We start from the raw sequence: 15,548 nt of genomic DNA on the forward strand, positions 1-15,548 counted from the left end.
TTCGATCGGCCGTCCCTACTCCACGACAGCGCTGATTTCGATATGCAAGTTCAAAAGCCGGGCGCCCTTGACATCGATGAGCACGTCGCGGCTTATCTTCTTGAATGCGTCCTTCTCCGGCACATCACGTTCGATCAGCTCGCTGGACGCATCGTCGCCAAGGTCCAGCTGCAGGCCAGCGCGCTTCGCTGTCTGCCAGCGACCCGATTCGGCAAGATGCAATACATCGGCGCGCGTGTTGTCGCGCTCGATGAGCCTGCTCAGCTCAATGCTGACGTCAACGCCGGTTTTTCCGTAAATGATGTTGTGGATTCCACAATACAGAACAAGGAAGGCAAGGAACGGATCACCTGCCTGGCGGTGCGTGCAGACGACGATAAGCCTGAGCCGCTCCGGATGGGGCTCCTCCTGAAAGAATCTCTCGAGCCCGACGGCCATGTCATCGGCATCTATAAAGTGCGCTTCGTCGATGATCGCAAGCGTGCCACCTGCCACAATCGTGTTGTGGAGCACGTCTTCGAGTGCGCCTTCCTGGTGCGGGTTAAAGCGCAGGTCAACATCATCCCCAAGCACTGCCGTGAAGTATCCGCTCCGCTCGTGTGTCGTCAGAACGACCACGTCGTTCGATGTGCGCCTCTTCTCCATCTGCCCCATCCCCCTCATGATGACGCAAACCTGCCCGTTGTACGCCTCCTTGCCTTATAATCCGCTCTGCGCATAACCGTGTGATGCCACTATGAGACAGGAATGTAGATGACTGGTAGACCGCAACGAGAGAAACCCAAGGAGACGATCCGGGCCGCCGTAAGCGAGGACATCTACGCTTCTGTGTTACCACTGCTCAAGAACGATACGTTGACTTTCGCGAGCGTAAGCCAGCTTGTCGAGACCATTATCTTTCTATCCGAGCACATCTACGTGGCAGAACCCGATGATAGCTTCGTCATCGGTTTGGTGCGGCTGCGAGCGGACAGGGTTATCGACCAGATCAGGAACCCTCGGCTCATGGCCTCGCGCTACATACACGTCACCCTTGACGTGGACGCGGTGGGCTTTCTCGATTTGCTTGTGCGCAAGTACCCCATGCTCTTCAGGAATCGCAGCGAGGTCATAGAGCTTCTGCTCCTCAACATCGGCGAGGAGTGCGGCACGTCAAATGGCACGCGGTATTATGCCAGCAGATTGGCAGAGGTGCTCAGCCTGCATCCCGTACACAAGCGATAGAAGGTCGCGAGCTACTTCTCGTTCTCGAGACGCTTCTTGTGAGCGGCGACGATCTGCTCCGAGCGCATGCGCAGCGTGCCCGATGCGTTCTCGGAATCGAACTTCATGCGCTGGGCGAGCGCGGAGCTCGTGGCAAGCGAGATGTTGCCCTCGGCAAAGGCGACGAGCTGCATGAGCATGTCGGTGAACTCGGGGTTGCCGTGATAGCACTGGATGGCCTCGTCGATCTGCGTCCAGACCTCTTCGGAATTGTCGACCGACGCGCTGCCGTAGCCGCAGAAGAAGTGGAACGCGGCCTCGCGCACGAAGCCGTTCGTCTCGTCATACAGCGAGTCCTCCGCCGCGACGAGCACGTCCTCGTCATAGCGCTGGCCGGCCTTGCCCATCTGGTCAAGCGCATGCAGAACTTCCCAGCGCGTCTGTGCTTCGGGCTTGGTCAGGCCACTGGCGATGTCATCGGCATAGGGAAGCAGAACGCTTGCGTCCTTGTCGGCGACGAGCGCGACGGTCGAGGCGGCCTTCTGACGACGAATCCTGCTTGAACCGGCTATCTCCTGCGCGAGCGCATCGACAAGACTCTCGTCGGTAAGCGCCTGCTCGGCCAGCTCCTCGCGCTCCTCTGCCGTACCAATCTTCAGTTCCTCTGCCATACGAGCACGCCCTTTCGCTTCTCGTTGTTTGTCTGCCTAGTCGTTGTAGAACGTCTGCACCTGATCGATCTCTTCGACGACTTCTTCTTGCACTGCCTGCTCGCGCTCGTCCATGGAAATGTACGAACGCGTGCTGTTGATTGCCTTGTACGCGGGGCGAATGATGCGCTTGCCCTCGACGATTTCCTCGAAACGGTGCGCTGCCCAGCCAGCCATGCGGGCCGTGGCGAACAGCGGCGTGTACAGCTCCTCGGGAATGCCGAGCATCGTGTACACGAGGCCCGAGTACATGTCGATGTTGGCGCAAATCGCCTTGCGCGAACCACGCGCTTCCTCGAAGAGCTCGGGGGTGAGACGCTCGATGGTCTCGATGAGCTCGAATTCCTGCTGGTACTCCGTGCCAGCCGCGAGATCGCGCGCGTACTTCTTGCAGATGACCGCACGCGGATCGCTCAACGTATAGACAGCATGGCCCATGCCATAGACGAGGCCGCTATTGTCGAAGGCTTCCTTCTTGAGGACGCGCCGCAGGTAATCGGCAACCTGGCCCTCGTCGCTGATGTCACGCACCTGCTCCATGAGATCACGGCGTTGCTCGCTGACCTTGATGTTTGCACCGCCATGACGCGGTCCTTTGAGCGAGCAGATGCCACCGGCGTATGCCGAGTACGCATCGGTGCCGCTCGAAGTGAGCACGCGCGTGGTGAAGGTCGAGTTATTGCCGCCGCCGTGCTCGGCATGCAGCATGAGCATGATGTCGAGCATGCGCGCTTCCTCGGCCGTGTACTGCATGTCGTGACGCAGCATGTAGAGGAAGGTCTCTGCAGTCGAAAGACCCGGCTTGGGCGGATTGATGTACATGGGGCTGCCAGGAACGGTGCGTTGGCGACTCGCCAGGTAGGACAGGGCAGCGATGCGCGGCAGACGGCTCAGGAGCTGAACGGCAACCTCGATCTCGTGGCGCTTGTTGATGGCATCGATCTCGTCTGCGCCATCGGCGGCGTAGAGCATGAGCACGCTGCGCGCCATCATGTTCATGACGTTCTCGGACGGGTAGTTCATGATGAGGTTGTTGACGAAACCATCCGGCAAATTGCGATAGCCATCGATGGCGGCATTGAAGCGCTCGAGCTCGGCACGCTTGGGCAGATCGCCCGCTATCAGGAGATACGCGAGCTCCTCATAACCCGAGCGGCCCTCGGTGGCAGCGGCATCGACAAGGTCCTCGATGTCATAACCGCGCAGGGTCAGACGTCCCTCATCGGGCACGCGCACGCCCTCGTCCGTGAGATAGCCATGCACGTTGGATATCGACGTGATGCCAGCCACGACACCCGTGCCATCGGCATTGCGCAGACCGCGCTTGACGTTGAAGTGGCTATAGTAGCTTTGGTCATAACCGCTATAGGCGCCGAAGTGCTGAAAGACCTCGGATTCCTTTGAATCTGACACGTGTTGCTCTTTCGCTTAGCATGCGCATGCGTGCTGCGCAGGGATTTGCAATGTAAGCGGCTATTATACTCCAGCATGATGCAGTGCCCGGTAACGGGAACGTGACATGTGGGCGAACCTACAGCTCGCGGCGGGATTCGATGGCGCGGCCAAGGGTGACCTCGTCGGCGTATTCGAGCTCTCCTCCCACGGGAAGGCCGCTTGCCAAGCGCGTCACGCGAATGCCCAGCGGCTTGATGATGCGGGCCAGGTAGCTCGCCGTAGTCTCGCCCTCGACATCGGGGTTCGTGGCGACGAGCACTTCCTCGACAGCCTCGGAGCCCAAGCGCGCCATAAGGTCGGCAATGTGCAAGTCCTCGGGCATCGAGCCTTCCATGGGATTGATGACGCCGCCAAGCACGTGATAAAGGCCCTGATAGATTCCCGTACGCTCGATGGCCTCGACGTCGCGCGGCTCGGCAACGACGCAGATGGTCGCAGCCTCGCGCTGCGGGTCCGAGCAAATCGCGCAGAGCTCGCCCTCGGCGAAGTTATGGCAACGCGGGCAAAGATGAATGGCCTTCTTGACGTCGACGATAGCCTCGGCAATGCCAAGCGCAACCTCATCGTCGCTAGTCAAGAGCCAGTTGAGTATGCGCTGCGCGGACTTGGGGCCAATGCCCGGCATGCGCTCGATCTCCTCGAGCGCATGTTGAATGGAAGCTTCCTTCTTCATGTGCGGCTAGAAAAGCCCGGGGATGTTCATACCGCCCGTGACGGCGCTCATGCGCTCCTCGACCATCGCCTGAGCATCGGCGATGCCCTCGTTGACAGCGGCGACGATCATGTCCTGCAGCATCTCGACGTCCTCCGGGTCGAGCGCCTCAGGGTCGATCTCGATGCTCTTGATACGCAGGTCGCCATACACGGTCGCAGTGACCATGCCACCGCCAGCCGTTGCCTCGACCGTCTCGCGTGCAGCCTCCTCCTGCACGGCCTGGATCTTGGCCTGCATCTTCTGAGCCTGCTTGAGCATCGCCTGCGGGTTCATTCCTTTAGCCATTGTGGCTCCTTATTCCTCGTCGTTTATCTCTTGTACTTTAACACCTGCTCCGAATGCGGAGAGGGCGTCGGCAAAATCGGCTGGCATCTCATCGACAGGAGTTGCCTGCTGCTCAGCCACCAGACTTTCGAAATATCCATCGTCTATCGGCGGGACATCATCGGCAATGCTCACGGGAGGCTCGCTCGTCAGCGGCGCCGGTTGGGCAGATAAGCCCGAGAACGACCCGATCTGGCAGCTGAAGTGCACCTCATGGCCAAGCACCTCGGCAAAGGCCTTGTTGATGATGGCCTTGGCATCGGGGCCGTTCACGATGCGCATCTGGAAGTCAGAGCCCGTAGGGAAGAGTAGCTGGTACTGCCCATCCTCCGTGGATAGCGAAACGCCCGAAAGCAACGCGCCCGTGGCCGCGTCTTCGCGCTTGACCACGGAAAGCAAGGCGGCAAGTAGGCGTTCGGGTGACATGTCGGCCGCAGGGGAGATTTCTCGACTGCGCTCGCTGTCGCTCGCTTCGCTCGAAATGACAGAGGGGGACGTGTCGGCCGGGATGGTGGAGGGTGCCGTCTCGTCCATGGCGACCGGGGATGGCTCCGACCCTTCCCATGGAGGGAGGTCATCGCTCACGGGACTGTCATTTCGACCGGAGTCGCCGTAAGGCGACGGAGTGGAGAAATCTCCCATGCCACTGTCCGCGACGGGCTCTAGTTGAGATTTCTCGGCTGCGTTCGAAATGACAGGTGCTGCCGCCATCGATGGCCTGAGCTCAAGAGCCTCGATGCGCTCGGCAAGGGCCTCGAGGGTGAGCTCGCTATCGGGCCGGGTAAGACGCGTCATCGCGATTTCGACGCTCAAACGCGCATCCGACGAGTTTCGCAGCTCGGCGACGAGCGCACCGCATATGTCAAGCGCGCGGGCAAGGCGGTCAACGCCGCCGAACTCGGTCGCCTGCTGCCTGTAGCGCTCGAGCTGTGCGGCCGTGCAGGCGACGATGCCATTCTCGCCTCCCGTGATGGCAGTCACGTAAAGGTTGCGCAGATGCGCCGCGAGATCACGGGCGAACTGCGAGAGATCGACACCGCGTCCCACGAGGTCGTTGACCCAGACGAAGCACGACGGCGTGTCGCGTCGCGCGATATATCCTGTTATCTCGAAGAGCGCCGCAATGTCGATTTGGCCGAACATGCGCGTGGCCTCGTCAAGCGTGATCTTGCCTTCGGTATAGACGCCGACCTGCTCGAGCGCCGTGGTGGCATCGCGCATGCCGCCGGCGGACTTCGCGGCGATGAACTCGAGCGCCTCGGGCTCGTATTCGAAGCCCTCACCCTTGCTGATGCGTTCGAGATAGCCCACGATCTCCTCGACGGAGAAGCGGCGGAAGTCGAAGCGCTGGCAGCGGGACTGGATGGTTTCGGGGACCTTATGCGGATCGGTCGTGCACAACACGAAGACGACGTGCTCGGGCGGCTCTTCGAGCGTCTTGAGCAGCGCGTTGAACGCCGCCGTCGACAGCATATGCACCTCGTCGATGATGTAGACCTTGAAACGGCCGCGCGTCGGGGCAAACCCCACGCGTCCGATGATCTCCTCGCGCACGTTGTCGACACCCGTGCGACTTGCGGCATCGAGCTCGAAGACATCGGGGTGCGTACCCTGGGCAATCTCGAGGCACTGCGGGCAGGTGCCATCGGGCTGTCCGTTTTGGGCCGACTCGCACAAAAGCGCCTTGGCGAGCAGGCGTGCCGACGTGGTCTTGCCTGTTCCGCGCGGCCCGCAGAACAGGTACGCATGGGCGACTGCGCCCTCCGAGATGGCGTTGATGAGCGTCTTTTCGACATGCTCCTGCCCGACGACGTCGGCAAACACCTCGGGACGATACTTGCGGTACAGCGAAAGAGCCATGAATCCTGCCTTCGTTCAACGATAAGCTTGCGGAGATTCTAACCCCGCGGCGCCTCAGTTTAGCATTCTGTCATGGCTTTCCGACGAGCGATCCGGACTCGGATGCAAAGCGTCATCGACATGCTATGCAAGCTTACGCACGTTCAGTTCCCGAACCATCCGAGAGCCATCTTCGCGTTCTTCGAGAATGGCAGCGCTCTCCCCCACCACGACATGCGGTAACGCCTGCCGAATATCATCGAGCAGCGCACGCGGAAATGCGATAGCAGGGCAATCGGGATCATAGCCGTAAACCACATGCCCGACAGAATCAAGCCACGCCCTGATCTCTTCCGCATCGGCACCATAGGCCTTTGCGCACTTCAGGAAGCCGTCTTCATCGAAATCGTACCAAGGATAGATCTGTCGAAGGTAAGCATCGGTGTAAAACCCCTTGTTCTGGAAATGAACTTGTGCCGTGTTTCTGTTGTCGGTGCTGCAATAGTGCACGCCAAGGCGCAATCCCTCATCTGCGGCAAAGCGCAGGAGCTCAAGCGCCTCTTTTTCGCTTCCCGCAACGGGGATACCTCCCGCATACCAGTAATCATGCGGGTACTTGCGCGACCGGTGGCGCAACTTGAACCCTCGACGTCTAAATTCTTCAGCATTGTGCAAGGGAAAGCAAAACTCAAGTAAGTTCATACCGCGAACGCCCATCGCATCGGCTTGCATCATGAGCGCCTTCATTTCATCGAGCGTTCCCGGCATCACCGGCATCTCTATGACGACGTCATCGATAAGCGAAACCGCCCGCTCGATATTGGCAAGTACAAGATTACGAGTGTCCGCTACGTCATCTGGTTTAACGCTAAACCTGATTTCATTGAGCCCGCATTCCTTCAGTTCCTCAAGCGTCGCTTTGTCAGCGAGTTCGCCGTTGGTATAGAGGCGTAAGTGCACATCGGGATAGAGACGGCGAGCAAGGCCAAGGAAGGACAGTGCCTGCTCTTTGTTTAAAAGGGGCTCACCGCCCGTTATGGCAAGACAATCGTAATGCGCACCTGCCCTGTGCGCCTGCTTGAGTTCAAGTTCTATATCGCGTTTTTGGATTTTAAAGCGATCCTTGTGGGGCTGGTTTTCGTTGAAGCAGAAGTAACAGTTCCTGGTGCACCGCAAGTCAACGAACACGGATCCCGTGTTCTTGCCCGTCCGACAAGCTAGGCATGCGCGCGAAATCCATTGTCTCCAGACTGACGCTCCTCCGTTTTCGCAATGGCACAGACAGGCATCGTTAAAGTGCTCACGCACGAGGCGCGGCGAGGACTCCCCTTGTTCGAAGGGCACGCCGTATTTTTCCATATCGCGCTCGAAGCGATTCTCATCCGCGTCAAACGCGCTGATACGTTCCCAAATATCCATAACGCCTCCCGCCGTCAGGCCCCATCGCTCTCACGCTATATCGCATCACGCGAATTGCCCTCGCCGGGCGCGAGCAATGAGCCGCATTTGCGACACACCGTAGCGCTTGGACCATTGAGCTCGCCGCATTTAGTGCAATAGCCCGGCACGTCGTCTAGCGCAAGCTGATTCTTCGGTGCCTCCCCACGACACCTTCCGCAATTGCAGCAGGCATATCCACACATTGTCACTCCGCTCTCGAGAAAGGCGAAGAGGCCCGCATAGCCAGATGCAGACCCCAACGCCAATTCGAACCCCCGATAGTCTACAGGGGACGTTTCTCCAATCTCTCTTCGTAGCTGTTAATCCATGGCTGGATCTTCTCGAAGGCAGAGCCCATCGACAAAACCCCCATGTCGTTGTAACGCTGACCTATAACCTGCATGCCGACGGGCGACCCGTCCTGCGCGAAGCCCGCGGGAATCGACATCGCGGGATGGCCCGTAAAGTTACAGAAATACGTAAGGCACCACCCGATGAGCGGCTCCACTCTCTGCCCATTGACCTCACGCACGAGCGTGTCCCTGTCGGGGTCGTTCGCAGGCGGATTGCAAGCGTTGGTAGGTGAAACGATGAAGTCAAACTGCTCGAAAGCGTCTTGCATCGCATCGAACACCTCAGTCCTTATGGTGTCGTTTCTAATGAGATCCTTATATCCACGCGCATACGAATCCATCGTCCAGTACATGAGCTCGTGGCTCAGATCCTCCGGATAGTCGCGGATGAGGTCGATACCCTGCTCCTTCCACGCCATTATCGATTCGCTATTGACGATTGACACGAGCTGGCACCATGCCTCGGCAAGCTCGATATGCGAGCGCCCCTTGAGTGAGAAATCGAGCGGCTCGACGATGGCGCCGGCCTCCTCGAAGCGCTTCGCCGCTTTCTCGACAATGGCCGCAACCTCGGGATCAACAGGATAGATGCCGAAGTCCGATGTGAAGCCAATGCGCTTGCCTTCGATGGATACGTCGAGCGCTTCGGTGAAGTCGATGTGCCCCCAGTCGATGCTGAAGGGATCGCGGGGATCGTAATACGTCATCTCCGTAAGCGCGCGAGCGGCATCCTCGATCGTGCGCGTCTGCGCGCCGTCAAAACAAAAGGGATGACTCGTTCCAAAGCCATCGGGACGGGGCGAATTCGACACGAGCCCAAGAGATGGCTTGTATCCCACGATGCCACACCAGGCAGCGGGAATGCGTATGGAGCCTCCACCATCGGTACCTTCGGCAATGGGCAAGAGCCCATCGGCGACTGCCGCAGATGAGCCGCCGGATGAGCCGCCAGAGTTGAAACCAACCTTGAACGGCGTGCTGGTGGCACCATAGAGCTTGTTATCGCACGTCCCGCGAAACGCGAGAGAAGGCGAGTTGGTCTTTCCGACGAAGATAGCCCCCGCATCGATCATCGACTTGGTGTAGGTCGAATGACAAACGTCTATGATGTCCTTGACGGCGGGGATTCCGCCGCAGCTTCCCTTCCAGCCAGGAAGCACCGGCGTGAAATCTTTGGCCGCGGTCGGAATGCCAAAAAACGCACCCTGGGCCTCCCCGGCCATGAGCTTTTGCTCGGCCTCCTTCGCCTTGAGACGCGCGCCCTCGAAATCCACATCGACTAGCGCGTTGATGCTTCTGTTGCGCCTTTCGATACGATCGATGAAATAATCCATGACCTCAACTGGAGACAGGTCCTTGGCCATAATCTTGCGATGGATATCAGACGCGCTCATGAAGCTGATGTCTTCCACTTTGCTCACTCCTTTCGAATTCATGCTATGCGATTACCGATCACGCGCTCCCCATCAAGCGAGACCCATGAGGGTGCAGACGGCCGGAATAATCACGGCAACAAGAATGATGGCGGCAACACTTGGAATCCAGCCCGCCTTGAACTGGTCGAGCGGCGAGAAGTACTTCCGGTCACTCGAATAGGCGACGTATACGCATAGGTCGAGCGGCAGCAGAAATGCGGCACACGAGAAGACAGCGCACAAGAAGATCGCGGCCGTAACGTTTCCGCCGAGGCTTGCGACCAGGGTGCAAATCGGAATCGTGATAAGGCCCGCGACCGCAGCGCCTGCCGGTAGGATGTTATGGAATATGCAGGCAAAGGTGGCCGCGATGAGCAGGACGATGATTACCGGAAGACCGCTCATGGGGCCGAAAATGGCTCCGACCAGCCAAGCCATCGAACCCGTAGCCATCATGCCGGCAACGACACAGCCCACGGCCCAGTTAAGCATCACGACCTGCCAAGGACTTTCGTCGCAATACTGCTTGAACGAAACGCATTTGAAAGGCGGAAGGAAGAGCAGGCCGAGGGCAACGAGGCCGACGACGACAATGTCAAAAGCGGGAACCCACGAACTTGCAAACCACAGGATCATGGAGGCGAGGATGACGAGCATTCCCCAGATTTCGTTCTTGGTAAAGCCGGGGAGAGCCTGATGCTCCTCCTTGATGCGAACGAGCGCATCCTCGCTGATCGGCTCGGGCTTGAAGACCTTGACGAGCACGATCCAGGTAATCGGCAGCAGCACGATGTTCGCGATGACGCCCAAAATCATCCAGTTGGCAAACGTGATGGTGACACCCGTAGCCTGCTCGGCGAATCCCATGGCGAGAACGTTTACGACACTTCCAACCGGCGTGAGGTAACCGCCGATATAGGAAGCAAACACGATGCCGAGAATAAGGGACTTTGCCAGAGGCGACTTGCCACCCCAGGGCGTCTTGTTCTCGTCAAGAATCTTATAGGCAAAGGGCAACATCATCAGGACGAGCACGAGATCATCGATGACCGCCGACAGAAGCGCCGTCGCAAGCATGAGCCCAGCGAGTATCTTTTTCGAATCGTTCTTGGCCCAGCTAAGCACGCGAGCGATAATGCGCAGGGATATCGACGAATACTGCACGAACAACGCAAACGCAAAGCATGACAGGCAGAGCACCATCGCGACACTCACGCCTCCTGCCCACGTTTCCCCTGGCGTGAGAATCCCCAGGATGGGAACCGCAGCCGCGAACAGCCATGCCGTGATTAAGATAGGGATCGCTTCGGTAATCCATAGCAAAATTGCCGCGAGCAAAAGGCCGATGAGCATCTTTCCGGCAAATGACAGGCCTTCCGGATTTGGAATGAAGATCGTTATCACCACAATGGCTATCGCTATCGCGACAACGCAAATTTTGAACGATGTCTTTTCTCTCATCACATATCACTCCCCAAGTGATTAGTTGATTTATTGGAGCTGCCCCACCGAGAGGGAGGGACAAAACTGACGGGGCAGCTCCTCTGGAATGAGCGGCGACCGAACCCCAGACATGCCGATCAGCCGCGAAAGGCACGGATGCTAGAGCGCGAACAGGACCTTCTTCGAGCCGGCTTCGATGTTCTGGGCAAGCTCGTCGATGGTGCCGTACTCCATGCACTTGGCCTGGCAGTGCTGCACGCACGTCGGCAGCTTTCCCATGGCGACGCGCTCTGCGCAACCAGCGCATTGCGAGGTGAGCGCGGGCAGATACGACAGCTGCCATTTGCCGTCGCCGTACTCCCACGGCCCGATTTCCTGCACGAGGATTCCGGTCTGGCCAATTGGAAGGCCGTTGTGCATCTGGCATGCCATCTCGCAGGAATGGCATCCCGAACACCATTCGGTGTCGATCATGATTCCGTACGCCATCTTCTATTCACCTTCCTCGACCTTGTAGAGCTTGCAAATGGACGTCTTGTAGTTGGCGCCAAAGCCGCTCTTGCCACATGACATCGGGACCAGATTGTTGATGTTGACGTCAAAGACGTCGTAGAGGTTCTCGGGGTCTGCCTCGGGGAACCACCATCCGTGATCACACGACACGACACGCGGATCGACTATCGGCGTAATCTTGATGGTTCGCTTTGCCCGGCCGAGTGGGTTTTCCACCCAGACCCACTCTCCTTCAGTAAAGCCGTATTCAGCCGCAACGTCAGGATGCACCTCGATATAGGGCCACGGGTTCATGCGGCGCAGGCGCTCGATCTGACGATGCTCCGAGTGGAACGAGCTCCAGCGTCTGGCGCCCGTGGTGAGCACGAACGGATACTCGTTCATGAGCTCGGGGGTGGATAGCGGCGAGGGGTCCGGCTCGTCGTAATACGGCATGGGATCGAGGCCGCAACGGTTGTAGAAAGTGGACCAGAGCTCGATGCGACCCGTCGCCGTGTTGAAGCCGGGTTGCCCGTCAAAGCGGAGCTTGCCGGTCTCGTAGCGACGGTACTCGAAGGGCAGGTAGAGCGGTGCCTTTTCACGCAGCTCCTCGAAACTCATGCCCGTGCTCTCGATCATCGAGGAGAGCATGTCGGGCACGTTGTCCCAGGGCCACGCCTCGGGATTCAGGCGCTTTCCGATCAGGAGGTTGATCTCCGCATCGGATTTGGCCTCTCCGATCTGCGTGACCTTGTTGATGACCTCGCCACGTTGCAAGCCGTCACCAAGACGTAGGCCGTCCTTTTCCGGATAGGTGCATGCTGGGAGCACGACATCGGCCGCCGCCATGGCCGTCGGTGTCATGAAGAGGTCGACAACGACATTGAAGTCAAGGCGAAGCAGACCCTCGAGCACCCGCTTGGGACTTGCCGCCATGCAGGCGATGGCATTGTTGGTCTGCAGCCACGCAGCGTGCATCTTGTAGGGTTTGTCAGTCAACAGCGTCTCGAGGAGCGAGTCGTTGGACGCGACCTGGAACCCAAGCTTGAGCAGCGGGTAGTCATCAAGACCGATGCGCTTTGCCTTCTGCTCCTCGCTCAAGAGCTCGCCTCCCCAACCACCGGAATACGCGATGAGCTCGACGGGGAAGATGTTGCTGCCGGGAACGTCCACGTTACCCGTGATCTGGAACAGGCCGACAATGGCCTGACCCGCGGGCAGGGCTTCCTTCACCATGTCGACGGCCAGGCCCCACTGCATTGCGCAGGGCTTGCTCGTGGCAAGCAGGCGCGCGGCGCGGACAATCTGGTCTTCGGGAACCCAGGTAATCTCAGCCACCTTGGAGGGCGGGTATTCCTGCACGCGCTCCTTGAGCTCATCGAATCCGTAGGTCCATCGATCGACGAAATCGTGATCGTAGAGGTCCTCGTTGATGATGACGTTCATCATGCCAAGCGCGAGCGCGGCGTCGGTACCGGGACGTAAGCGTAGATGCTCCTCCGCCTTGAGCGAAAGCCAGGTGACGCGGGGGTCGACCATCATGATCTTCATGCCGCGCTTCATGAGGTCGATGACCCAATGCCCGAAGAAGCCATCCGAATTTGCACGCAGAGGATAGTTTCCCCAGATGACCATCATCTGGGGCATTTGCCAGTTGGGATTGTCATAGCGATCCGGGAACTGCTGGGCGCAGTCAGCCACCGTGTAACTACCGCAAGTCGCTGCCATGCCAGCCACGCGGGGGAGATAGCACGCATTGCCGGATAGGGCGAAGCAGCAGTAGTTGGGCGAACCGTATGACCACGCGATGCGCGTAATCCAACTCGAGATGTCACGACCGGTTCCCTGCCCGAAAAGCACCGTCTCGGCACCGTACTTGTCTCGAATCTCGATGAGGCGCTCCGAGACGTAATCAATCGCCTCGTCCCAGCTCATGCGCTCCCATCTATCCTTTCCGCGGTCCTCCTTCGCGCGCTTCATGGGATAGAGCAGGCGGTCCTTGTGGTTGGTCACCTCGGGAAGGTCCAGACAGCGTATGCACAGGCGACCATCGTTGTAGGGATTCTCGGGATCTCCCTCGACACGGGCGAGCTTGCCGTCGGCATCGGTGTAGAGCAAGACGCCGCAGCCCAAATGGCAACCCGGTCCCGTCCATGCGCTACCACGTGTAACGGTATACTCCCCTTCCTGGTACTGCCATGGCTTCTCATGCGGAACTTCCATGTATCCTTTGTCTTCCATATTCGTATCCTCTCCTCTTGTCCAGCCTTGCTAAGCCAGATACGATGGATGAGACCCGTTCCACTGCGCCGGCGTTAGAATTCGTGGGGCGGGCTCGGCTGGCATGCACCATAGAGCCGGGGTCTCCCGTGGGGAATCGGCTAAAATCATGCTTGCTCGAAAAGACCCTGGAAAAAGGGTGAAACCACTTGGAAGAGCACTATGGAAAAAAGTACTAAACCTTCGTATGAGCAGGGAGAACAGGGCAACGTCCCCATCCTGTTCTACATCAGCTTCGGGTTCTCGTTCTTCTGGATGCTCTTGCTAGTCGGACTGCTCAATAACTCCGTCGCGCAGGCTCTTGGCGCTCCCGCTCCCACTCTCATGCCAACACCGGCGGCGCTTTGTCTCGGACTCGTCGTCGCGAATCTGGCCACATCGTTCAAATGCGACTATTTCTCCACCAAAATCGGAAATGGCATCCTGAACGCGATGTCCGTCATAGGGCCGCTGGTGCCGAGCGGCGTCCTCGTTTACGCCATCATCGCGCAAGCGCAGCTCCCGATGCCGGTCAATGACATCGCCTGGGGCATCATGGGGCTTGGGATAGGATGCCTTCTCGCAATCTGGTCAGAGATACTCGAGGGATTCACGAAGAAGTTCTCGTCAAGGGTCGCCGCCGTGTCCGTAATCATCGGCGCGATACTCTATTTCATGGTGTCGAATATCGAGCTTCCGCTTAGCATCTGCGCGGTCTGCCTGGCAGCGCCAGCAAGTCTGACGCTACAGTACTTCTTGCGCGGGGAAGTTCCGCCGATAGAGTTCGTGTCCCGTGCCGAATCCTTGAAGCGGCATAAGCTCACCTGGCCGATTGACGTTCTCAACTGCCTATACGGAGCCGTCTTTGGCCTGGCGTTGTGCATGCTCTCGCAGTCTCTGGACGATGTGTTCACGTTTGCGGGAATCGCTCTGGCTGCAACCATCGGTGGCCTCATTATGATTTTCGTGTTTAGCAAGAACAGGGAAAAGATGATGCACGGATCGGTGCAGAGAAAGATCTTTCCCGCCCTCGTGATCGGACTGCTCCCGATGCCCTTCGTGGACGGAGGCCTGCAGACCCTGTGCCTGCTCGTCATCCTCGTGAGTTTTGTATGCCTCGTAATCGTCGATTTGGACGCTCTTTATCTGCTCACCAAGAAATACCATGTCGGCGCGCTCTATCTTATAGGCCGTGGGCAAAGCCCCATCTTTCTCGGCGTCGGCCTGGGCTACCTGCTCGCCTTTATCTCGATGTCAAGCGGAGCATTTGATAGCGGCCAACTTTCGCTCATATCTCTTGTCCTGGTCATCGCCTTGTCCTTGTCCGTATCGTTCATCGACTTTGACAAGGACCACCTCGAGGACGAACGGGAACCTCAGGGAACGACGCCCGCGATAACCGAGGATGCCTTGGGGCGCATGCCGTGGGAAGCAAAATGCGCGGTCATAACGGAAAAGTACGACCTTTCCACCCGGGAAGCCGAAGTGTTTACCCTGCTTGCCCGTGGCCGTGGAACGACATACATCCAGGAAAAGCTCTTCATTTCTCCCCACACCGTGAAAACGCATGTCTACAAGATATATCGCAAGCTTGGCATCAACTCACGCGAAGAGCTCATCACGCTCGTGGAGGAAGAGCCCCTTGACGGAGGCGCTCACAGCGAGGAGTAGGTCTCCGCAATCTCTGATCTTCCAAGGCGCGCGGCTCATCTCAGAAACGGCGCCCTGGCAAGACGTCTGCCCGGAGACGTTGCTTCAGCAGGGGCGGGAATGGGAAGTTTTGCGGGTTATGGCGGCCCGTAACGGCCATAGGTCGCAAAACGTAACGGGAACGGGAAGTTCTGCGGGTTGTGGCGCGCGTCATGGCAGTCGCCGACGACCGTCCGTAGCCTATATATGT

13 protein-coding genes are annotated in these 15,548 nt (G+C 58.5%); 2 read left to right on the plus strand and 11 right to left on the minus strand.

Going from position 1 to position 15,548, the window contains the following annotated elements; genetic code table 11:
• Window positions 1-15: 15 nt before the first annotated feature.
• Window positions 16-645, minus strand: coding sequence for a hypothetical protein (locus DBY20_07220; GenBank protein PWL78111.1), 630 nt, complete (start codon window positions 643-645; stop codon window positions 16-18).
• A 108-nt stretch (window positions 646-753) separates the two neighbouring features.
• Between DBY20_07220 and DBY20_07225 the strand changes: the two genes are divergently transcribed.
• On the plus strand, window positions 754-1,224 hold the full coding sequence (locus tag DBY20_07225; protein PWL78112.1) for a hypothetical protein: 471 nt from the start codon (window positions 754-756) through the stop codon (window positions 1,222-1,224).
• Window positions 1,225-1,235: 11 nt separating this feature from the next.
• On the opposite strand, the gene DBY20_07230 is transcribed toward DBY20_07225, so the two are convergent.
• The 10 genes from DBY20_07230 to DBY20_07275 all read right to left on the minus strand — a co-directional run bounded on the left by DBY20_07230 (window position 1,236) and on the right by DBY20_07275 (window position 13,630).
• Window positions 1,236-1,874: a hypothetical protein gene (locus tag DBY20_07230; protein ID PWL78113.1), complete on the minus strand. Its 639-nt coding sequence runs from the start codon at window positions 1,872-1,874 to the stop codon at window positions 1,236-1,238.
• Window positions 1,875-1,910: 36 nt separating this feature from the next.
• The gene (locus tag DBY20_07235; protein ID PWL78114.1) at window positions 1,911-3,326 is read right to left on the minus strand and encodes a citrate synthase; all 1,416 of its coding nucleotides are present in this window, start codon (window positions 3,324-3,326) and stop codon (window positions 1,911-1,913) included.
• A gap of 118 nt (window positions 3,327-3,444) precedes the next feature.
• Window positions 3,445-4,041, minus strand: a complete 597-nt coding sequence (locus tag DBY20_07240) for a recombination protein RecR (GenBank protein ID PWL78115.1) — start codon at window positions 4,039-4,041, stop codon at window positions 3,445-3,447.
• A 6-nt stretch (window positions 4,042-4,047) separates the two neighbouring features.
• Window positions 4,048-4,368, minus strand: a complete 321-nt coding sequence (locus DBY20_07245) for a YbaB/EbfC family nucleoid-associated protein (protein ID PWL78116.1) — start codon at window positions 4,366-4,368, stop codon at window positions 4,048-4,050.
• A 9-nt stretch (window positions 4,369-4,377) separates the two neighbouring features.
• A complete protein-coding gene (locus DBY20_07250; protein ID PWL78117.1) occupies window positions 4,378-6,267 on the minus strand; it encodes a DNA polymerase III subunit gamma/tau in 1,890 nt (629 codons plus the stop codon).
• 123 nt (window positions 6,268-6,390) lie between these two features.
• The gene (locus DBY20_07255) at window positions 6,391-7,665 is read right to left on the minus strand and encodes a radical SAM protein (GenBank protein ID PWL78118.1); all 1,275 of its coding nucleotides are present in this window, start codon (window positions 7,663-7,665) and stop codon (window positions 6,391-6,393) included.
• A 304-nt stretch (window positions 7,666-7,969) separates the two neighbouring features.
• Window positions 7,970-9,373 (minus strand): amidase, encoded by a 1,404-nt coding sequence (locus DBY20_07260; GenBank protein PWL78306.1) that lies wholly within the window; start codon window positions 9,371-9,373, stop codon window positions 7,970-7,972.
• A gap of 132 nt (window positions 9,374-9,505) precedes the next feature.
• Window positions 9,506-10,915: a hypothetical protein gene (locus tag DBY20_07265; GenBank protein PWL78119.1), complete on the minus strand. Its 1,410-nt coding sequence runs from the start codon at window positions 10,913-10,915 to the stop codon at window positions 9,506-9,508.
• A gap of 141 nt (window positions 10,916-11,056) precedes the next feature.
• Entirely contained in the window at window positions 11,057-11,386 is a 330-nt protein-coding gene (locus DBY20_07270) for an oxidoreductase (protein ID PWL78120.1), read from the minus strand.
• A gap of 3 nt (window positions 11,387-11,389) precedes the next feature.
• Window positions 11,390-13,630, minus strand: coding sequence for a dehydrogenase (locus DBY20_07275; GenBank protein PWL78121.1), 2,241 nt, complete (start codon window positions 13,628-13,630; stop codon window positions 11,390-11,392).
• Between the two features lie 201 nt (window positions 13,631-13,831).
• Between DBY20_07275 and DBY20_07280 the strand changes: the two genes are divergently transcribed.
• Window positions 13,832-15,319: a hypothetical protein gene (locus tag DBY20_07280; GenBank protein PWL78122.1), complete on the plus strand. Its 1,488-nt coding sequence runs from the start codon at window positions 13,832-13,834 to the stop codon at window positions 15,317-15,319.
• The last annotated feature ends 229 nt before the right edge of the window (window positions 15,320-15,548 follow it).

The organism is Coriobacteriia bacterium (assembly GCA_003149935.1).
In the GTDB taxonomy this organism is placed as follows: Bacteria; Actinomycetota; Coriobacteriia; order Coriobacteriales; family QAMH01; genus QAMH01.